This is a genomic window from Nocardia salmonicida NBRC 13393, assembly GCF_001613085.1.
Lineage (GTDB): Bacteria > Actinomycetota > Actinomycetes > Mycobacteriales > Mycobacteriaceae > Nocardia > Nocardia salmonicida.
On the sequence record NZ_BDBR01000012.1, the window covers coordinates 162,067 to 181,901 of the forward strand.

At 67.8% G+C, this 19,835-nt stretch carries 20 protein-coding genes and 2 tRNA genes; 10 read left to right on the forward strand and 12 right to left on the reverse strand.

What is annotated here, in order from left to right; genetic code table 11:
• The first annotated feature begins 3 nt into the window (after positions 1-3).
• Both NS1_RS15170 and NS1_RS15175 read left to right on the forward strand, forming a co-directional pair.
• Complete coding sequence (locus NS1_RS15170; RefSeq protein ID WP_062985212.1) at positions 4-1,479, forward strand: flavin-containing monooxygenase; 1,476 nt, start codon at positions 4-6, stop codon at positions 1,477-1,479.
• Between the two features lie 34 nt (positions 1,480-1,513).
• Positions 1,514-2,347, forward strand: a complete 834-nt coding sequence (locus NS1_RS15175) for an SDR family oxidoreductase (protein ID WP_062985213.1) — start codon at positions 1,514-1,516, stop codon at positions 2,345-2,347.
• Positions 2,348-2,392: 45 nt separating this feature from the next.
• Here the strand turns inward: NS1_RS15175 and NS1_RS15180 are convergent, their stop codons facing one another.
• From NS1_RS15180 to pepN, 3 genes are all read right to left on the reverse strand, one after another.
• A complete protein-coding gene (locus NS1_RS15180) occupies positions 2,393-2,983 on the reverse strand; it encodes a ClpP family protease (RefSeq protein ID WP_056821542.1) in 591 nt (196 codons plus the stop codon).
• Between the two features lie 40 nt (positions 2,984-3,023).
• Complete coding sequence (locus tag NS1_RS15185; RefSeq protein ID WP_062985215.1) at positions 3,024-3,629, reverse strand: ClpP family protease; 606 nt, start codon at positions 3,627-3,629, stop codon at positions 3,024-3,026.
• A 155-nt stretch (positions 3,630-3,784) separates the two neighbouring features.
• The gene (gene pepN, locus NS1_RS15190; protein WP_062985216.1) at positions 3,785-6,376 is read right to left on the reverse strand and encodes an aminopeptidase N; all 2,592 of its coding nucleotides are present in this window, start codon (positions 6,374-6,376) and stop codon (positions 3,785-3,787) included.
• Between the two features lie 184 nt (positions 6,377-6,560).
• Between pepN and NS1_RS15195 the strand changes: the two genes are divergently transcribed.
• Positions 6,561-7,397: a phosphoribosylaminoimidazolesuccinocarboxamide synthase gene (locus tag NS1_RS15195; protein WP_062985217.1), complete on the forward strand. Its 837-nt coding sequence runs from the start codon at positions 6,561-6,563 to the stop codon at positions 7,395-7,397.
• Positions 7,398-7,456: 59 nt separating this feature from the next.
• On the opposite strand, the gene NS1_RS15200 is transcribed toward NS1_RS15195, so the two are convergent.
• Complete coding sequence (locus tag NS1_RS15200; protein WP_056821537.1) at positions 7,457-7,813, reverse strand: winged helix-turn-helix transcriptional regulator; 357 nt, start codon at positions 7,811-7,813, stop codon at positions 7,457-7,459.
• Positions 7,814-7,939: 126 nt separating this feature from the next.
• Here NS1_RS15200 and NS1_RS15205 point away from each other — a divergent pair, with 126 nt between their 5' ends.
• A complete protein-coding gene (locus NS1_RS15205) occupies positions 7,940-8,758 on the forward strand; it encodes an NAD(P)-dependent oxidoreductase (protein WP_084503740.1) in 819 nt (272 codons plus the stop codon).
• Positions 8,759-8,850: 92 nt separating this feature from the next.
• On the opposite strand, the gene NS1_RS15210 is transcribed toward NS1_RS15205, so the two are convergent.
• Positions 8,851-9,591 carry an NAD(P)H oxidoreductase gene (locus tag NS1_RS15210; RefSeq protein ID WP_255284540.1) on the reverse strand — a complete coding sequence of 247 codons (741 nt, stop codon included), beginning with the start codon at positions 9,589-9,591 and terminating at the stop codon, positions 8,851-8,853.
• A gap of 123 nt (positions 9,592-9,714) precedes the next feature.
• Between NS1_RS15210 and NS1_RS15215 the strand changes: the two genes are divergently transcribed.
• Entirely contained in the window at positions 9,715-10,671 is a 957-nt protein-coding gene (locus tag NS1_RS15215) for an AraC family transcriptional regulator (protein ID WP_062985219.1), read from the forward strand.
• Here the strand turns inward: NS1_RS15215 and NS1_RS15220 are convergent.
• The 5 genes from NS1_RS15220 to NS1_RS15240 form a co-directional block, all read right to left on the reverse strand.
• A complete protein-coding gene (locus NS1_RS15220; protein WP_062985220.1) occupies positions 10,655-11,086 on the reverse strand; it encodes a nitroreductase/quinone reductase family protein in 432 nt (143 codons plus the stop codon). The two genes, NS1_RS15215 and NS1_RS15220, sit on opposite strands and share 17 nt — an antisense overlap.
• Positions 11,087-11,106: 20 nt before the next feature.
• On the reverse strand, positions 11,107-11,583 hold the full coding sequence (locus tag NS1_RS15225; protein WP_062985222.1) for an NUDIX hydrolase: 477 nt from the start codon (positions 11,581-11,583) through the stop codon (positions 11,107-11,109).
• Positions 11,584-11,637: 54 nt separating this feature from the next.
• Positions 11,638-12,855: an RNA polymerase sigma factor gene (locus NS1_RS15230; RefSeq protein ID WP_062985224.1), complete on the reverse strand. Its 1,218-nt coding sequence runs from the start codon at positions 12,853-12,855 to the stop codon at positions 11,638-11,640.
• Positions 12,852-13,250, reverse strand: coding sequence for a YciI family protein (locus tag NS1_RS15235; protein ID WP_062985225.1), 399 nt, complete (start codon positions 13,248-13,250; stop codon positions 12,852-12,854). Before NS1_RS15235 ends, NS1_RS15230 begins: the two co-directional genes overlap by 4 nt.
• A gap of 94 nt (positions 13,251-13,344) precedes the next feature.
• Entirely contained in the window at positions 13,345-14,565 is a 1,221-nt protein-coding gene (locus NS1_RS15240) for an NAD(P)/FAD-dependent oxidoreductase (protein WP_062985227.1), read from the reverse strand.
• Between the two features lie 151 nt (positions 14,566-14,716).
• Between NS1_RS15240 and NS1_RS15245 the strand changes: the two genes are divergently transcribed.
• Positions 14,717-15,361: a mycothiol-dependent nitroreductase Rv2466c family protein gene (locus NS1_RS15245; protein WP_056821530.1), complete on the forward strand. Its 645-nt coding sequence runs from the start codon at positions 14,717-14,719 to the stop codon at positions 15,359-15,361.
• Between the two features lie 41 nt (positions 15,362-15,402).
• Here NS1_RS15245 and NS1_RS15250 read toward each other — a convergent pair whose 3' ends face one another.
• Positions 15,403-16,620, reverse strand: coding sequence for a M48 family metallopeptidase (locus NS1_RS15250; RefSeq protein ID WP_373864338.1), 1,218 nt, complete (start codon positions 16,618-16,620; stop codon positions 15,403-15,405).
• Between the two features lie 36 nt (positions 16,621-16,656).
• Here NS1_RS15250 and NS1_RS15255 point away from each other — a divergent pair, with 36 nt between their 5' ends.
• On the forward strand, positions 16,657-17,130 hold the full coding sequence (locus tag NS1_RS15255) for a ribose-5-phosphate isomerase (protein ID WP_062985232.1): 474 nt from the start codon (positions 16,657-16,659) through the stop codon (positions 17,128-17,130).
• Positions 17,131-17,134: 4 nt separating this feature from the next.
• On the forward strand, positions 17,135-17,941 hold the full coding sequence (locus NS1_RS15260; protein ID WP_062985234.1) for an Fpg/Nei family DNA glycosylase: 807 nt from the start codon (positions 17,135-17,137) through the stop codon (positions 17,939-17,941).
• 42 nt (positions 17,942-17,983) lie between these two features.
• Here NS1_RS15260 and NS1_RS15265 read toward each other — a convergent pair whose 3' ends face one another.
• Entirely contained in the window at positions 17,984-18,937 is a 954-nt protein-coding gene (locus NS1_RS15265; RefSeq protein WP_056821857.1) for a GGDEF domain-containing protein, read from the reverse strand.
• Between the two features lie 683 nt (positions 18,938-19,620).
• Here NS1_RS15265 and NS1_RS15270 point away from each other — a divergent pair.
• Together NS1_RS15270 and NS1_RS15275 are read left to right on the forward strand one after the other, a co-directional pair.
• Positions 19,621-19,691: transfer RNA gene (locus NS1_RS15270), tRNA-Gly, on the forward strand.
• 42 nt (positions 19,692-19,733) lie between these two features.
• Positions 19,734-19,810: transfer RNA gene (locus NS1_RS15275), tRNA-Pro, on the forward strand.
• The last annotated feature ends 25 nt before the right edge of the window (positions 19,811-19,835 follow it).

Below are 19,835 nucleotides of genomic sequence, written 5' to 3' on the forward strand. Positions count from 1 at the left end.
CGTATGAGCCGCCACCACGAGGTCGTTGTGATCGGAGCGGGAGTGTCCGGCATCTGTGCCGCGATCAAGTTGATCGAGGCCGGGGTCGAGGATGTGGTGATCGTCGAGAAAGCCGAAACCTTCGGCGGCACCTGGCGGGCCAACACCTACCCCGGCTGCGCGTGCGATGTTCCGTCCGGCCTGTACTCGTTCTCCTTCGCGCCGAACAGTGAGTGGTCGCGGCTGTTCGCGACCCAACCCGAGATCCTCGACTACGTCGACCGGGTGGCGCGCGAGCACGGGCTGGCCGAGCACACCCGCTTCGGCGTGACGGTCGAGGGTTCGCGGTTCGACGATGCCGCGCAGCTGTGGCGGCTGGAAACCAGCGAAGGCCCGCTGAGCGCCCGTTTCGTCGTCTCGGCCGCCGGTCCGTGGAACGAACCGCGCCTGCCCGAGATTCCGGGTCTGGCCGAATTCCCCGGCGAGGTCTTCCATTCCGCGCGCTGGAACCACGATTACGACCTGCGTGGCAAGCGGGTCGCGGTGGTCGGGTCCGGTGCGTCCGCGGTGCAGTTCGTGCCCGCGATCCAGCCCGAGGTCGCCGAACTGCACCTGTTCCAGCGCACCGCGCAGTGGGTGCTGCCGAAACTCGATCACCGCGTACCCGGCTTCGAGAAGAAGGTGATGCGCCGATTCCCGTTCGCGCACAAGGCCTTGCGCTCGACCGAGTACGCCCTGATGGAAGGTCTCGGGGTGGCGTTCCGGCATCCGCGACCGCTGATGCAGACCGTGCAGGCCGTGGGTTCGGCGTATCTGCGTGCCGTGGTGCGTGATCCGGCACTGCGGGCGAAGCTGCGGCCGGACTACCTGCTCGGCTGCAAGCGAATCCTCTTCTCCAACAGCTATCTCCAGTCGCTGACCAAGAGCAACGTCGACGTGCACGCCACCGGGGTCGCCGAATTCCGTGGCAACACCGTGGTCGGTGTCGACGGCACCACCGCCGAGGTCGACGCCGTCATCCTCGGTACCGGCTTCCACATCCTCGACACCCCCCTGTCCGACATCGTCCGCAGCGCCGACGGCCGCACGCTGGCCGAGCATTGGCAGGGCTCGCCCGAGGCCTACCTCGGCACCGTCACCACCGGTTTCCCCAACGCGTTCACCGTGCTCGGCCCCAGCCTCGGCACCGGCCACTCCTCGGCGTTCGCCATCCTCGAAGCCCAGGTCGCCTTCCTCGTCTCGGCGATCGAGAGCGCCCGGCGCGAAGGCTGGGCGGGGCTGGATGTGCGTCCCGAAGTGCAGGCGCGCTACGTCGACCAGGTGCAAACCGCGCTGGCGAGCACCGTCTACAACGCGGGCGGCTGCCACAGTTATTACATGGATGCCAACGGCCGCAACAGTTTCAGCTGGCCCTGGTCGACCGGTGAGCTCACCACCCGCGTCAGTGCGTTCGACCCCACCGACTTCACCATCACCCACGACGCGACGGTGCCCGCATGAGCGCCCGCGCCGACAACCGACGAGAGGCCACGACATGAGCTACCCCCGGATCGACCTCGAAGGCGCCACCATCGCGATCACCGGCGCCGCGCGCGGCATCGGACTCGCCACGGCCAAAGCCTTTGTCGAGCAAGGCGCGTACGTCGCGCTCGGTGACCTCGACGAAGCGCTGGCCGTGCAGGCCGCCGCCGAGATCGGCGACCACGCGATCGGCCACGCGCTCGACGTCACCGACAAGGCCTCCTACGCGGCGTTTCTCGATGCGACTGCCCAGTGGCGCGGCCCGCTGGACGTGCTGGTGAACAACGCGGGCGTGATGCCGAACGGCCCGTTCCTCGACCAGTCCGACCGCATCGACCAGCTCACCATGGACGTCAACGTCTACGGCGTCATCCACGGCATGCGCCTAGCCCTGCCCGCGATGGTCGCGCGCGGCTACGGCCACGTCGTGAACGTGGCCTCGCTGGCGGGCAAGTTCCCGATCAAGGGGTTGGCCGTGTACAACGCCAGCAAGTACGCGGTGGTCGGCCTGACCGCCGCCACCAGGCTGGAGATGGACGCCACCGGAGTGAGTGTGAGCGCGGTCCTCCCGTCCGCGGTGCGCACCGAACTCAGCTCCGGTATCGACTACGGCATCCTGCCCGCCGTCGACCCCGAAGACATCGCCGCCGCCGTGGTCCGCACGGTCAGGACCCGCGCGGCCGAGACCGCGGTGCCCGGGTATGTCGGCGCGCTGGCCAACGCGTCCGGTCTCGTGCCGGAGCCGGTGATGCGGGCCTTGCGCAAGGCGGCCCACGACGACGCCGCGATCACTCGCGTCGACGACAACGCCCGCCGCGTGTACCTGGACCGCATCGAAAAGCAGTGAGGTAACCACCACTCGGGTGCCCGGCGTGGTCGGCGCAGCGGGCGATCACTCGCGCTCATGCAGGACCTGGTCGACCAAGCCGTATTCGAGCGCGGTCTCGGCGGTGAAGACCCGGTCCCGATCGGTGTCGCGGCGCAGGGTTTCCGGGGTCTGGCCGGTGTGCTTGGACAGGATCGCCTCGATCGCCGCGCGCATCCGGACGATCTCGTCGGCCTGCAGGATCAGGTCGGGAATGGTGCCCTGGCCGCGAGTCGCCGGTTGGTGCAACACGATTCGAGTGTGCGGGAGCATCGCGCGGTGGCCGGGCGCGCCGCCGGCGAGCAGGACGGCACCGACGGCGATTGCCTGGCCGACGCAGGTGGTGTGCACCGGCGCCTTGATGAATCGCATGGTGTCGTACACGGCCAGCATGGCGGACAGGTCGCCGCCTTCGCAGTTGATGTAGAGGCTGATCGCCTGGCCGGGGCTGTCGGATTCCAGATGCAGCAGCTGGGCGATGAGCGCGTTGGCGACGCCGGAGTCGATGGGGGTGCCCAGGTAGACGATGCGTTCGCTGAGCAGGTGCGAGTAGATGTCGGTGATCCGCTCACCGCCGCCGCGATGCTGCGACACGACATTGGGAATGGTGTAGGTCATGAGCTCGCCTTCCTGACGATGGTGTTTCGGGGACCGGCTCTCATGCGGTGATCCCGATGTGGTGACGGTTCGGAACGACCTGGTCGAAGGATTCGACGATGTGGTCGATGAATCCGTACTCGAGTGCCTGGGGCGCGGTGAACCAGCGGTCGTGCAGCGAGTCCTCGTAGATGCGGTCGAAGGGTTGGCCGGTGTCGGCGGCGATGAGGCCGAGCACCGTGTCGACGGTGTGGCGCAGATCGTCGGCCTGCACCTCCACCTCCACCGCGCTGCCGCCGATTCCCGCCGACCCCTGGTGCATGAGGACGCGGGCGTGGGGCAGGGCGTAGCGCTTACCCGGCGTTCCGGAGGAGAGCAGGAATTGTCCTGCGCTGCATGCCAATCCGAGAGCCAGCGTGGAGACCTCGCAGGGAACGAGCCGCATCACATCGCGGATCGCCAGCATCGAGGGAACCGAACCGCCGGGGGAGTGGATCCACAGCGATATTCCGGCTTCCGGGGATTGTGCTGCGAGGGTGAGTAATTGGGTGATGAGCAGGGTGCCGTTGTCGTCGTCGAGGGGGCCGTCGAGGACGAGGATTCGGCGGCCGAACAGTTGTTCGCGGGCTCGCCAGCTGAACATCGGGGTCTTGTCGTCGTGTGCCATGAGTCCACGGTGCCTCGCGCCCACCCCCGCGCGCCGCCGTTGCTGCCCCCAGCAGATCTGCTCACAGCAGCAAGATCGTCCAGCGCAGGGCGCGGGGTTCCGGACAGGGCAAGGGCCCGGTGCGGCGACATCGCGCACCGGGCCCTTCGGTCGAGCTACTTGGCGTCGAATTCCCGTGCGCGCAGGGAACGTTCGATGCCCGCTCGGCCCTCGGAGACGAGGCGGTACAGGGCGGGCGGGTGGTCGCCTGCCAGGAACTCGTCGGCCTTGGTGACCGCTTCCTCGGTGATCGCCCAGTGCGGGTACAGGCCGATCACGACGGTCTGCGCGACCTCGCTCGAGCGGCGGTCCCACACCGCGGGGATCTCGGCGAAGTACTTGTCCACGTACGGCGCGAGCACGTCACCCTGACCGGCGGGGGCGAACCCGCCGACGATGGCGCGGGCGGTGATGTTGGGCACCGAGTCGTCGCCCATCACCGTGTCCCACGCCTGTGCCTTGACCTCGGCGATCGGGCGCGCGGTGGCCGCGGTGGCCGCCTGACGCTTGCCCGCCGCGGTCGGATCGCCCTGCAGTTCGGCGTCGATGGTCGGGGAGGCCGGACCGTCGGCGTCGATCCGACCCGCCGCGGCCAGCGCGGTGATGACGCGCCAGCGCAGGTCGGTGTCGACGGTGAGACCGGGCAGACCGGCCGCCGCCGGGTCGGCGTCGAGCAGCTGGGTCAGCACCTCGGTGTGGCGCGTTTCCAGCTTCGCTCCGGTCAATGCGTTGACGAAGGCGAGCTGGTGATCCGAACCCGCCTCGGCGCCGCGGGCCAGCTCGAGCAGCCGGTCGGCGTATGCCGCCCAGCCCTCCTGGTCGGCCCACGCCGGGTCGGCGTAGCTCGAGATGGCGGTGTTGGCCTGCATGAGCAGCCGCTGCACCACTCCGATCTCGGATTCGGAGCCGATTCCGCGCTGCACGAGGGCGACGAAATCGCGGGCCTTCATCTCGGCCTGACGGGTCATCTCCCAGGCCGCCGACCAAGCCAGCGTGCGCGGCAGCGAATCGGCGATGTCACCGACGCGCTGCACGACCACGTCGAGCGAGTCGGGGTCGAGGCGCAGCGAGCAGTAGGTGAGGTCGTCGTCGTTGACCAGCACCAGCGCACCGCGCGGCACGCCGACGAGCTCGGGCACCTCGGTGCGCCCGGCGGCGTCGAGATCGAGTTCGACTCGCTTGGTACGCACCAGCTTGCCGTCGACATCGTCGTAGATACCCACGGCGATCCGGTGCACGCGGTACTCGCCCGCGCCCGGCGTGGCGCCTTCCTGCACGACCGCGAAGCTCGAGAACGTGCCATCGGCCGCGACGACGAAATCGGGGCGAAGGATGTTGAGCCCGGTGGTCTTGAGCCACTGCGTGCCCCAGTCCGACAGGTCACGCCCCGACGCCTTCTCCAGCGCCGCGAGCAGATCGTCGAAAGTGGCGTTGCCGTAGGCATGATCGGCGAAGTAGTCGCGCAGACCGGCCAGGAACGGCTGCAGCCCCACGTAGGCGACCAGCTGCTTGAGCACCGAAGCGCCCTTGGCATAGGTGATGCCGTCGAAGTTCACCTCCACCGCGTGCAGGTCGGGGATGTCGGCGGCGATCGGGTGGGTCGAGGGCAGTTGGTCCTGGCGGTAGGCCCAGGACTTCTCCACATTCGCGAAAGTGGTCCAGGCGCTGGTGTATTCGGTGGCCTCGGCCTGGCACAGCACCGAGGCGAAGGTCGCGAACGACTCGTTCAACCACAGGTCGTCCCACCACTTCATGGTGACCAGGTCGCCGAACCACATGTGCGCCATCTCGTGCAGCACGGTCTCGGCACGACGCTCGTAGGACGCGCGGGTCACCTTGGACCGGAACACGTAGTCCTCGAGGTAAGTGACGGCGCCCGCGTTCTCCATCGCGCCCGCGTTGAACTCCGGCACGAACAGCTGGTCGTACTTGCCGAAGGCGTACGGCACGCCGAAGTTGTTGTGGTAGAACTCGAAACCCTGCTTGGTCTCGGTGAACAGCCGCTCGGCGTCCATGTGGTCGGCCAGCGAGGCGCGGCAGTACAGGCCGAGCGGAATCTCGCCGCTCGCGTCGGTGAAGGTGTCGGACCACTTCGCGTACGGGCCCGCGATCAGGGCGACCAGGTAGGTGCTCATCCGCGGGGTGGTGGCGAAGGTGTGGCGCACGACCGCGCCGATCTCGTGCTGCTCGATATCGGCACCGTTGGAGATGACGGCCCAGTCCGCGGGCGCGGTGGCGACGATGTCGAAGGTGGCCTTGAGATCGGGCTGATCGAAGCAGGCGAACATCCGCTTGGCATCAGCGGTCTCGAACTGCGAGTACAGGTACACCTTGTCGTCGGTCGGATCGACGAACCGGTGCAGGCCCTCACCGGTATGTGAGTACTCGCAATCGGCCTCGACGACCAGTTCGTTGTTCTCGGCCAGCCCCGGCAACGCGATGCCGGTCGACTCGTCATAGGCGCTCACATCGAGTGAGACCCCGTTGAGCGCCGCCGACCGCACTCGCTGCGCCACCAGATCGATGTAGGTGCTCGCACCAGGGGTGGCGGTGAAACTGACAGTGGTCTTCGATCCGAAGGTGTCCGACACCTCGGACCCCGCTCCGCGCGGCTGATCGGTGAGGTCGAGTTCGATCCGGTAGTTCTGCACGGCCACCACGGCCGCGCGTTCGACCGCCTGGTCGCGGGTGAGATTCGGGGCGGACATTGATCTCCTTCGTCGTCGACGAACACGGCACGGTAGTTCGGCGTCCACAATGCCACTTGCCGTCGGCGCCCGCTCACGAGTTTCCGGCGACGGGTGGGCCGGTAGGCATGAGAGCGGCAACAGGTGGGCCGGTAGAGTTCGGGGAAACCCGCAGGTACCGCACCGGAGATTCGGAGGCTCGACGTTGAAGCATGTGCACGCCGGGAAAGTTCGCGACCTCTACGAGGACGGCGACACCCTGCTGCTCGTCGCGTCGGACCGGGTTTCGGTCTACGACGTGGTGCTGCCGACGCCGATTCCGGACAAGGGCGCGTTGCTGACGCAGCTGTCGAACTGGTGGTTCGAGTACTTCACGGGGATTCCGAATCATGTGATCTCGGCGACCGATGTGCCCGCGGAGTTCGCGGGGCGTGGGATTCGGGTGAAGCCGCTGAAGATGCTGGCTGTCGAGTGCATCGCGCGCGGGTATCTGACCGGGTCGGGGCTCAAGGAGTACGAGCGGTCGGGGACGGTGTCGGGGATCGCGCTGCCCGCGGGTCTGCGCGACGGCGACAAGCTGCCCGAGCCGATCTTCACGCCGTCGACCAAGGCTTCCGAGGGGCACGACGAGGCGATCAGCTTCGCCGATGTGGTGAACCAGGAGGGCCGTGAGGTCGCCGAGAAGCTGCGCGATCTGACCCTCGAGATCTACTCGCGCGGGGCCGAGCACGCGGCGAAGGCGGGCGTGATCGTCGCCGATACGAAAGTCGAATTCGGCTGGGACGGTGATGTGCTCACCCTCGGGGACGAGGTGCTGACCTCGGACTCCTCGCGCTTCTGGCCTGCCGACGAGTGGGAGCCGGGCCGCGCCCAGAGCTCCTTCGACAAGCAGTTCGTGCGCGACTGGTCGACCTCCACCGGCTGGAACAAGGAATACCCGGGCCCGGAGATCCCCGCCGAGGTCGTCGAAGGCACTCGCCGCAAGTACGAAGAGGCTTTCGAGCGCATCACCGGCCAGAAATGGACCGGGATCCAGGCTTGACCCGAGGCGGCGCCGGTCGATGTTGCGGCGCCGCACTACTTCTGACCGGGGATGTCGCGTCAGTGCACGGGTGCGTCTACGCCCTTGACTGCGCAGATATGCACCATGTTCTCGTTGCCCCAGGCGCCGAGGGTGGACAGTGCGCCGTTGAGTGAGAGTCCGCGTTCGGTGAGCGAGTACTCGACTTTCGGGGGTACCTGCGCGTAGACCTCGCGGTGGACGATGCCGTCGTGCTCGAGTTCGCGCAGCTGCTGGATCAGCATCTTCTCCGTCACGCCTGGGACCAGGCGTTTCAGGTCGCCGAAGCGTTGAGTGCCGGTGGACAGCGCCCACAGGATCAGCGCTTTCCACTTGCCGCCGACGACGTCGAGCGCGGCATCGATACCGCAGGAATACGGGCGCTCTCGCTGCTTCATGCTCGCCTCACTTACTTTTTGGTGAGTATTGCACTTGATAGTCGGTACTTGTGGAGTCCACCGTAACCCACGAATCTAGGAGGGCGCTGCCGATCGGCGGTGAAAGGCTCTAGAACAAGGGGAATCGTGACTGATTCGGCAGCAGCACAACATGTTTCGTTGATCGGCCTCGGCGCGATGGGCACCGCGCTTGCCAAGGCTCTGCTGGCGGGCGGCCATGAGGTGACCGTGTGGAACCGCACCCCGGCGCGTGCCGAAGCGCTGGTGACCGACGGCGCGAAGGTGGCGGCGAGTTCTGCCGAGGCGATGGCCGCGGCCGATCTGGTGATCCTGTGTGTGCTCGACGATGCCGCGGTCCGCGAGCACCTCGAGCCCGCTGCCGCCCGGTTGCGGGGGCGCACGGTGGTGAACCTGACGACCACCACGCCCGAGCAGGCGCGGTCGCTGGGCGCGTGGGCCGAAGCCCGCGGAATCGAGTTGGTCGACGGCGGCATCATGGCGGTGCCCGCGATGATCGGCGGGCCCGGCGCCTTCGTGCTCTACAGCGGCGCGACCGCGGCAGTCGAGCGCTACCGGTCGGTGCTGGAACTGTTCGGCCGGGCCGAATTCGTCGGCGACGATCTCGGTGCCGCGGCGATGTACGACGTGTCGATCCTCGGCGGCATGTACGCCATGTTCGCCGCGTTCGGACAGGGCGGTGCGATGGTCCGCACCACCGGCGGCTCCGCGGCGCGCCTGGCCGAGTTGATGACGCCGTTCCTGCACGCCATGGCCACGATGCTCGCCGCGCAGGCGCCCGGCATCGACACCCCCGCCGACTTCGTCCAGGTCCAGAGCGACGAGTTCACCGCCGCCGCCCTCGATCTGATAGACCGGGCGGCGGTCGAATCCGGCACGCCCACAGAGCTTTACGGCGTGCTGCGCCGCACGCTCACCGGGCTCTGAGCTGAGCTGCTGCCGAGACACCCCGGGCAGGTCGGGCCCCCTCGCCGTGTTCGGCCGACCGGAGCAGGTTCCCGGTCGGCCGAACGGTCGGTTCAGGCGGCGACGCGACTCGCGCTGAGCAGTGCGTCGACGAAGCCCTCAGCCTTGGCGTCGAAGGCGGCGTAGTGGGTGGTCCGCGCGTCTCCGCTGATCGCCTCGCCGATCACGAGATTGCCCTCGGCGTCGAGACTTTGGGGCTGCTCCTCGGCATCGGGAAGCAGGCCGACCCGGGAATCCGCGAAACCGCTGTAGTAGGCCAAGCCCTCGTTGAGCTGGGCTTCCAGCAGCTGCTGCATACCGGGGACGATCGCGTCATCGGCTGTCGCGCCGGCCAATCCGAGCCACAGGATGCGCTTGCCCGCCAGTCGCGGCTTGCTGCGACCGTAGGCGAAACCGTAGTTCCAGACGGCATCGATCCAGCCCTTGAGCAAAGCGGGCACACTCTGCCAGTAGACCGGGAACACGACGACCACGACATCGGCGGCCAGCAGTCGCCGCATGTGCGCCTCGGCGGTGGGGGAGTAGACCTTGTCGCGATTGCCCCACTCGGGCTGGTCGGCCACGGCCATCCTCGGGTCGAAATTCTCGGCATGCAGATCGAGGAAGTCCACCGTGTACCCGGCGGCGGTGAGACGGCCGACGGCGCGGTCGGCGACATGGGCCGACAGCGAGTCGGAGCGGTGGTGACCGAGCACCACGAGCGCTGTCGCGCCCGGGGTGACGGAGTCGGCGACGCTCGATCCGGGGGTGACGAGTTCGGCGGTTTCGGTCGTGGTGGCGACAGACTGCGGCACGGGGAGCTCCTGTTCGATCATGGTGCGGGCTGGTCGGCCCGGTCCATTGAGTCAACCGCGAATCATGTGGACGATCTATGGGTGATCATCTCCACTCGATAGGAATTCGTCTACGCTGGTGGCGTGGATCCCCTGAGTTCATTGCTGAGTGGCATTCGTGCCGAGGGGTCGATCGTGGCCCATACCGTGCTGCGCCCGCCGTGGACGATTCGCTTCGCCGACCGCGCCCCGCTGATCATGGTGACGGTGCTGCGCGGCGGCGGCACGCTGGTTCTCCCCGACGGGTCACGGAGTTGCCTGGTGGCCGGCGACACCGCGCTGGTGCAGGCGGGTGAACCGTTCCACCTGGCCGACCCCGCCGCCGCGCTCGATCGACCCCATACGCGCTACGAGCTGTCCTGTTTCGTGCCCGACGGCTTCGGGCCCGCCGATATCAGTTGCGCGACACCGGAACTGATCGTGACGCCGTCGACAACCGGAGCGCCCGAGGAGACTTCGCTTCTCGTCGGCGCCTACCGGGCAGCCGGTCGCCGCCACGAACGCCTGTTGCGGGCGCTACCGCAGGTGATGGTGGTCCACGAAGACGCCGAAACATGTCTGTGGCTGGAGCGATCCGCCGCTGATGCCGTCCGGCTGAGCGCGGGCTCGCAGGCGCTGATGGACCGGCTGCTGGACTGGGCATTGGTCTGCACACTGCGCAGTTGGCTCGCCGAACAGCAGCACTGCGCCCCGGCCTGGTATCGGGGAATGTCGGATCCGGTGGTCGGCCCGGCGCTGTCGGCCATTCACGACAGACCGTTCGACCGCTGGACCGTGGCGAGCCTGGCCACCGAGGCGGCGGTCTCGCGCGCCCTGTTCGCCCGGCGGTTCACCGAGGTGATGGGCGAACCCCCGCTGGCCTACCTCACGGAATGGCGCATGGCCGAGGCCGAGGAACTACTCGCCGATCCCGCGCGCAGCGTCGCACAGGTGGCCACGACCGTCGGCTATTCCGATGCCTTCGGTTTCAGTGCGGCGTTCAAGCGGTTGCGTGGCACCAGCCCGACCGAGTTCCGGGTGGGGCTCAGCTCCTCGGCGTGAGCAGGACCAGGGGGATCTCGCGGGTGGTTTTGGTCTGGTAGTCGGCGTATCCATGGTAGGACGAGGTGACCCGCGGCCACAATGTCGCGCGTTCGTCGGAGGTGGCTACATGGGCTGTCATCGGGCGCTCGGGGCCGTTGCGCAACGCCACCTCGACGTTCGGGTTGTCCCGCAGGTTCATGAACCAGGCCGGGTGGGTGGGATCGCCGGCGCGCGAGGCGACGATCACGATCGTGTCGCCGTCGATGATCGGCGCGGTCAGCATGACCTTGCGCGGTTCACCGGATTTGCGGCCGATCGTGGTGAGTTGCAGCGACGGCATCCCGAAGAACGAGTTGCCGAGGCGCCCGCAGCTTACCGTGAGCAGCGCGCGGTGGACTCTGTTCGTGATCTTCAGCTGCAGGTCAGTGGGCATAGTCGAAATCTACTCCGATCTCAGTCCAGCTGATCGGTGAGGCGGGTGAGGAAGGGCCGCTGGCCTTTGCCGAGTTTTTCCGCCGCGGTGGCGGGGTCGAACCAGTCCGCTCGGTCGATCTCGGGAAATTCCGTGACCCGGCCCGACCTCGGCGGCCACTCCATCTCGAAGGTGCCCGGCACGACCTCGGCCGGGTCGAGATCACCCTCGACCGCCCACACGGTGAGGAACTTGCGCTTGGTCCCGCTGCGGTAACTCACCTCGCCGAGTTCAGTCCACTCGCCCTCCGGCACCGGCAGCCCGAGCTCCTCGGTGAACTCGCGCCGGGCGGCATCGCGCGCGGACTCCTCCTCGGCCACATACTCGCCCTTGGGAATCGACCACGCCGACGCGTCCTTCTTCGCCCACAGCGGCCCGCCCATGTGCCCGAGCAGTACTTCGATCCCGGCCTCGCCCCGGCGGTACACCAGCACGCCCGCGCTGAAAACGTCCGTCATCCGAGCGAGTCTGCCAGGTGCCTGCCGTGCGCCGTGCCGCGCGATCGCCCGGTGTCACTTCGCGTCGCCGACGCGCAGGCGGGCGGCACGCAGCAGCAGGTAGTCGCGTTCGGGCACGCTCGCCGTTTGCTGTGCGGCGCGGCGATATTCGGCGACAGCCGCAACGTGATCACCGGCCATCTCCTGCAGGTGTCCACGGACGGCTGCGAGGCGATGTGAGCGGGACAGTGGTTCGGCGACGCTGTCGGCTACCGCCAGCCCCGCGCCCGGACCGTGCACCATCGCGGTGGCGACGGCCCGGTTGAGGGTGATCATCGGGTTGGGGGTCGAGCGCTCGATCATGGTGTAGAGCTGCAGGATTCGTGCCCAGTCGGTGTCTTCGGGGTGGCGGGCCTCGGCGTGCAGACCCGCGACGGCGGCCTGCATCTGGTACAGCCCGGTCAGCCCGGCGGGCATGGTCGCGGTGAGCAGCCGCAAGCCCTCGGTGATCTGCGCGCGATCCCAGCGGGAGCGGTCCTGTTCGGTGAGCGGGATCAGTTCGCCGTGCGGTCCGGAGCGGGCGGCCCGGCGGGCGTCGGTGAGCAGCATCAGCGCGAGCAGGCCGGTGACCTCGGTGTTGTCGGGCAGGAGTCGGCGCAGCGCGCGGGTCAGCCGGATCGCCTCGGCCGACAGATCGCCGCGCCGCAATCCCGCACCGGAACTGCTGGTGTGGCCCTCGGTGAAGATCACGTACAGCACCTGCAGCACCGCACCGACCCGAGTGCTGTCGTGCGCGCCGTCGGCGAACGGTCGGTCGGATTCGGCCAGGCGCTTCTTCGCCCGCGAGATCCTCTGCGCCATGGTTGATTCCGGTACCAGGAAGGCGGTGGCGATCTCGGCGGTGCTCAACCCGCCGACCGCGCGCAAGGTGAGCGCGACAGCACCGGCGGGCGGCAGGTCGGGGTGACAGCACAGGAAGTACATGTCGAGGGTGTCGTCCCGCTCGATCGCGTCGACGGGCACATCCCGCACGAAAACCGTTGTCTCCCTGCGTCGCCGCGCTACCTCGGCCCGCACGGCATCGGCCATCCGCCGCTGCGCGACCTGGATCAGCCAGCCACGTGGATTGTCCGGAAGCCCGTCGCGATCCCACTGGGTCGCCGCCGCCAGCAGCGCATCCTGCACCGAGTCCTCGGCGAGGTCGAAATCGCCGAAGCGGCGGACCAAGACGCCGAGGACCTGCGGCGAGAGTTCACGCAGCAGGTCCTCGATGCGCGGCAGGGTCTCGGTCACGCGACGTCGGGCGCGCTCATGATCTGACGCACCTCGATGTATTCACCGATCGGCTTGCCGCCGGGGCCGGGCGCCGCGGAAGCCTGCGCGGCGATCTCGACCGCGCGCTCGACCGAATCGACGTCGACCACCCAGAAACCGGCGAGGAACTCCTTGGTCTCCGGGAAAGGCCCGTCGGTCACGACCGGCGCCGAGCGGCCGTCGGAGCACACGATCATCGCCTGATCCGGTGCGGCCAGGCCCTGCGCGTCGACGAGTTCGCCCGCGGCGGCGAGCTGTTCGCCCAGTGCCCGCTGGAAGTCGATGTGGGCGGCGATGTCCTCGGGTGCCCAATCCGGCAGCGCGATGTCGCAGTAGGCAGCTTCGGAATAGGTCTTGACCAGCATGAATTTCATGGTTCGGCTCCTGTTCGGTGCGCCCATGTGGCGCGTTCGACTGTTGGTCGGAGCTGATCCGCGGTCTTCGACACTCTTGTCTCTATGAACTGGATCACAGGGGAATGTTCGTGTCCGCCAGCTGGTCGGGATCGACGGGTTGCGCCGATCCGATCAACTCCTTGATCCGGTCGGTCACGTCCCAGACGTTGACGTTCATCCCCGCGCGCACCCTGTTCTGCGCGTCGAGCCAGAACGCGACGAACTCGCGCTCGTCCAGATCGCCGCGCACCACCACCCGCACGTCGTCGCCGCGCCCGACATAGCCGGAGTACTCCATCCCGACGTCGTACTGATCGCTGAAGAAGTAGGGCAGCCGGTCGTAGACAGCGGCTTTGCCCAGCATCGTCTGCGCGGCGACGGCGGGCTGGTTCAGCGCGGTCGCCCAGTGCTCGACGCGGACCGGCCGGTGCAACAGCGGATGCTCCTGTTCGGCGATATCGCCCACCGCGACCACATCGGGGTTGCTGGTGCACAGCGCGGCGTTCACGAGCACGCCGCCGTCGCTCGCCAGTCCGGCCGCGGTCGCCGTCTCGATATTGGGCTGCGCCCCCACCGCGACCAGTACCGCCTGCGCGGGCACCACGGTGCCGCCGCCGAGCCGCACGCCCGTCGCCTCACCGTCGTCGGTCAGGATCTCGTCGACGGAGGTGTTCACACGCAGGTCGACGCCGTGCGCGCGATGCAGATCGGCATAGAACCTGCCCATCTCCGGACCGAGCACACCGACCAGCGGCAGATCGGCCGTTTCGATCACCGTCACCTCGACGCCCTTGGCGCGGGCCTGCGCGGCGACCTCGAGTCCGATCCATCCGGCCCCGATGATGACAAGGCGCCGATCCGTGCGCAGGATCTCGAGCAGCGCGTTCGAATCGCCGATGGTGCGCAGCGTGTAGACATTCGGGGCGTCGGCGCCGGGAATGTCGAGGGTGCGGGCTCGCGAGCCGGTGGCGAGGGCCAGCTTGTCGTAGTCGAGGGTGGAACCGTCGGGCAGCGTCACCGTCTTGGCGATCGGATCGAACGCGGTGGCGGTGGTGCCGAGCCGCAGGTCGATGTGGTGATCGCGGTACCAGGCGGCCGTGTCGACGGTGAAATCGGGCAGTTGCTGGGTGCCCGCCAGATGCTGTTTGGACAGTGGCGGGCGCTCGTAGGGCAGCTCTTCTTCGGCGGCCAGCAGCGTGACGCGACCGTCGAAATCGTTGGCGCGTAGGGCTTCGGCGATCTTCGCTCCGCCCAGACCTCCACCGATAACGACGAAATGCTGATTCGAGCTCATGAACGGACCCCTTCTCGCGGACGACCCGGACTCCTCGCAACCCGAGCTTAGTGCGCGTTTTCGCCCACGGGAACGATTCCGGCGGTGATGCGGTTGCACCAGTCGGTGGGGCAGACCCGACCCGCTACAGCTGACCCGAGAGGAACCCATCGTGAGCGAGCAGGCCACCAAGGATGTCGCCGATTTCTGGTTCGACCCGCTGTGCCCGTGGTGCTGGATCACCTCCCGGTGGATCCTGGAAGTCGAGAAGGTGCGCGATATCGAGGCGCACTTCCACGTGATGAGTCTGGCGGTGCTCAACGAGGGCAAAGACGACCTGCCGCAGCGTTATGTCGACATGATGGCCGCCGCGTGGGGCCCGGTTCGAGTCGTCACCGCCGCTGGTCAGAAGTACGGCGACGAGATTCTGTCGCCGCTCTACACCGCGCTGGGGACCCGGATCCACGACCGCAAGGCCGAGTACGAGCGCGAGACGCCGCAGGAGACCTTCGTCGCGGTCGTCGCCGACGCGCTCGCCGAACTGAACCTGCCCGCCGAACTCGCCGAGGCCGCGAACAGCACCGACTACGACGAGGCGCTGCGGGCCAGCCATCACGCGGGCATGGACAAGGTCGGCCCCGATGTCGGCACGCCGACCATCCACATCAACGGGACCGCCTTCTTCGGGCCGGTGCTCTCGCGCATTCCGCGCGGTGAGGACGCGGGCCGGGTATGGGACGGCGTGGTCGCGCTGGCCTCGTACCCGCACTTCTTCGAGCTCAAGCGCACCAGGACTGAGGACCCGGTCTTCGACTGATCGTGCGGGTCGGGGGTGCCGCTCACCGCACCCCCGACCGATCAGACCGGCTTCGGCGACAGCGGGGGCGGGGCCGAGTTCAGCGGATATCCGCGCTGCGGCGGGATCATGCCGGGGTGCGGCGCGCTCGGTCGCCAGAACATCGGTCCTGGCTTGCTGCGATCACGCAGCGCCCACATCCGCCAGGTGAGCACCGGGTGGCTGGCCATGGCATTGACCAGCCAGATGAAACCGCCCCTGTCGAGTGCGGCCCGGTCGGCCATCTCGTCGACGCCGACATCACTGTTGAGGTACTTGCCCGCGGCAAGAGTCGCCATCGCGCTGGGCGCGCCGTGCGGTCGGAAGCAGAAGCCGTGATTATCGGCGGTGTACTCCTGGGCGCGGATCAACGACGACCCGAGCACCGGCAACCACGGTGCGACGAACATGCCGAGCTGACGCCAATAGGACACGTGGCCCGCGGCGATATGACCCACTTCGTGGCCGATGATGAACGCGAGCCCGTCCGGTTCGCGTGCGGCGCCGCCGATCTCGAACAGGTCGCTGTAGACCACGACGAACCGGCGGAACCCGTGTCCGGAAGCGAAGGCGTTGATCTTGCCGTTGCCCAGGATCACGTAGGCGTCCGGCGCTTTGTGCATCCCGAATCGCGCCGCCGCCTCCTGCACGAGGCGGTACCCCTCGGGGAACTGGGTGGGCGACATCTTCACGCCGTTCACGCGCTGGGTCGTGAAGTTCAGACCACGACCGGCCCACAGCAGCACCGGGGCGAACAACAGCAGCAGCACATACGGACTGGTGACGAGGGAACTGGTCTGCTCCACGCCCTTCTCGTCGACGACGGGATCGGTGAACAGTTCGACCGTCATGAGCAGGAGCGCGAACAGGTACGCGACCGCGGTGATCATGATGACCACAATCAGCAGCGGGATCTCCCACGAATGCCGGGCGGGGCGATCCCACGGCATCAGCCCGCGCGGTCGGTGCTGCGGCGGCGCGGGCGGACCGCTCGGCGGGTAGTAGCCGGGGGCGTACTGGCCCGGAGCGTACTGACCAGGGGCGACGGGCGGATACGAGCCGGTCGGCGGCTGCGGTGGGCTGTCGTGCGCGGGGAAACCGCCGGTTCGTGCATCAGATTGTGCCCACGGCGACGGCGGCGCAGTGTCGGAGTTCGGTAACGATGTTCGCTCGGGCTGGCTGCCCGTGTGCTCCGGCGGGGAACCCGCCGGATGCGGGGAATGCGGTTCGTGCGGGTGCATGAAACGACTCTAAGCGGGCCTGCGACAATCGCAGCCATGCGCGTTTACCTGGGTGCCGACCATGCCGGTTTCGAACTGAAGAATCACGTGAAGGCCCATCTGCAGGAGGCCGGAGTGGAGGTCGTCGACTGCGGCGCTCTCGAGTACGACGCTCTCGACGACTACCCCGCCTTCTGCATCGAGGCGGCTCGGCGCACCGTTGCCGACCCGGGCTCGCTCGGCCTGGTGTTCGGTGGCAGCGGCAACGGCGAGCAGATCGCCGCCAACAAGGTCGCGGGCGCCCGCTGCGCCCTGGCCTGGAGCGTCGAAACCGCCGTGCTGGCCCGCGAACACAACAATGCCAACCTGATCGGCATCGGCGGCCGCATGCACTCCACCGCCGAAGCCCTCGCCATCGTCGACGCGTTCCTCGCGGCGGCCTGGTCGGACGAGGCGCGCCACCAGCGTCGCATCGACATCCTCGCCGACTACGAGAAGACCGGCATCGCTCCCGAGATTCCCGCGTACTGAGGTAGTGCCAGAAGGACATACCCTCCACCGGATCGCCGACCTGCATCAGCAGCGGTTTTCCGGTGGGGTGGTACGGGTTTCGAGTCCGCAGGGGCGGTTCACCGAAGGCGCCGCGCTCGTGGACGGGCAGGTGTTCGAGCAGGCCGAGGCCTACGGCAAGCATCTGCTGCATCACTACGCGTCCGGGCTGACGGTGCATGTGCATCTCGGGCTGTACGGCATCTTCAGCGAGGTCGAGTTGCCGATGGCGCCGCCGGTCGGGCAGGTACGGATGCGAATGCTCGGTGCCGCAACAAATTTCGGTACCGATCTGCGCGGACCCACGGCGTGTGAAGTGTTGTCGCCGCCCGAAGTGGACGCGCTCACCGCGCGCCTCGGCGCCGACCCGTTGCGTGCCGACGCCGACCACGAACGCGCGGGCGCGCGAATTCGGCGTTCCCGCAGGGCGATCGGCGCGTTGCTGATGGACCAGGCCCTGATCGCCGGCGTCGGCAACGTCTACCGCGCGGAAGTCCTGTTCCGCCACGGCATCTCACCGTTCCGCCCCGGCACCTCGGTCACCGCTGAGGAATGGGACGCCCTCTGGGCCGACCTGGTCGAGCTCATGCCGATCGGCGTCACCACCGGCCGCATGCACGTGGTCCGCCCCGAACACGACACCGGCGCACCCTCGTACACCAAGGACCGCCCCCGCACCTACGTCTACCGCCGCCAGGGCGAACCGTGCCGAGTGTGCGCGACCCCCGTCGCGCACAAGGTCATGGAAGGCCGAAACCTCTTCTGGTGCCCCACCTGCCAGCCGGCAGAGTAATCGGCTGAGCCGGACCGCGAAGTGCAGGCTTCGCGATCCGACTCAGCCGGCGACCGCCGTTCCCAGTTCGGGGTCGCCCGATTCAGCGAGCGCGAAACGCCGCCCGCCCGCCGACTTCGCCGAGTACATCGCGCGGTCGGCGCGACGCAACAGGTCGGTGAAATCGCACGTCTTTCCCGGTGGGCAGAAAGCGGTGCCCACGCTGGCCGAAACCGGTACGGGGCCCGCGCTCGACCACACCGGGTCGCGCAGTGCCGCGACTACCCGGTGTGCCAGCTCGCCGAGGGTGTCGCGGCGCGGGTTGGCCGCCACCACGAACTCGTCGCCGCCGTATCGGCAGATCACCGTGTCGGGCGGGCACACCTCACGCAGCCGGTTGGCCAGTTCGACCAGTACCTCGTCGCCGATCGCGTGTCCGTAGCCGTCATTGATCTGTTTGAAGCGGTCGAGGTCCACCACCAGCACACCGACACCGCGGCTCGGGTCCGCGGCGAACGCACGTACCCGTTCCTGCAGCAGCGTGCGGTTCGCCAGATCGGTGAGTGCGTCGTGGGTCGCCTCGTGGCGCAAGCGGTGCTGCAGCGCGGCGATCTCCTGTACGCGCAGTGACACTTTCGCCGAGATGTTCTGTTCCTGTTGCGCCAGAGCGCGTTCCTGTAGTGCCTGTGCGTAGCTGTCGATGGCCTGGCTGGCCACCAGCGGCCAGCGGGTCGCCACCAGCGAGCCCGGAACCCCCGAGGGGAAGCCGAGCAGCCAGCGACTGGCATGGGCCAGCATCCTGGTGCGTTCGAAAGGCGCCTCGGCCAACCGCGCGCCGAGCTTGCGCGCCTGTGGTACCGGGAACGGTTCGGTCCGAGCCAGGTGCAGCAGCCGCTCGACGATGTCGACGAGCACCGGCTCCAACTGGTGCGGCGCCGTGGAAGAGCCCGGTTCGGCGCATACCGCGCGGGCCCAGGCGCGGGCCATCGCGGCGACCGGTGGCTCGATGTGGGTCATCGAGATCACCGGCGATAGGTGGCGACGGTCTTGCCACCTCGATCATTCGCACTGCTACGCGGTTGGGTCCACCGAGTTCGGCACACGCTCACCGCCCCCTTTCCAGATACCCCCGTCCGGCAAAAAGGATCCTAGCAAGCCACCCGAGACCGAAAATCCACGTTCTGGAACGTGTTCTCTGGTCTCTCGCGAATGGCGATCGGCTATGACATCGCTGCAGGGCCTTCGGCGTTACACATTTTCCGAAAGAATTTTCGGAAGCCCGAAACGTGCAGCGTGATGCCCTCCGCTGGGCGGTGGACGTTGTGTCGCCATGGGTCCCTCCTGGCACGGGGTGCGAGTTGTGACGATGTGGCAGTAGTCGTCACGCGCACTCTCATGGTGGCCTACTCGCCGCCCACGTGGCGGGTTTTCAAGGATAATTCTCCTATTTAATCCCCCCGGTGGAGCAGGCGCCGGTCCCCATGGGCGCACCAATCATCGTCGCCGGGAGGACGTTTCGGGGCTAGGGTCATTAGGCCCTAATCGGGCATAGCGGCGATTGATCGCAGAGAAGTTGGGTACACCGGCGGCCGAGGCGCATCAATCGGGCAGGCAGGGGCCGGATTGGCATTTTTCGCGCGGGGTTCGGTACAGTCGTGGCGCACACGACATCGTGGCGATCCCATCGATGTCGTATGCCTGCGGGTGTAGTTCAATGGTAGAACCTCAGCCTTCCAAGCTGATGGTGCGGGTTCGATTCCCGTCACCCGCTCAAACATGTATTGCCTCGACGGTGCTCTCGCCGGTGAGGTATCGGGGTGTAGCGCAGCTTGGTAGCGCATCCGCTTTGGGAGCGGAGGGTCGCAGGTTCAAATCCTGTCACCCCGACCATCACCATTCGCCCAGCTCAGGCTTG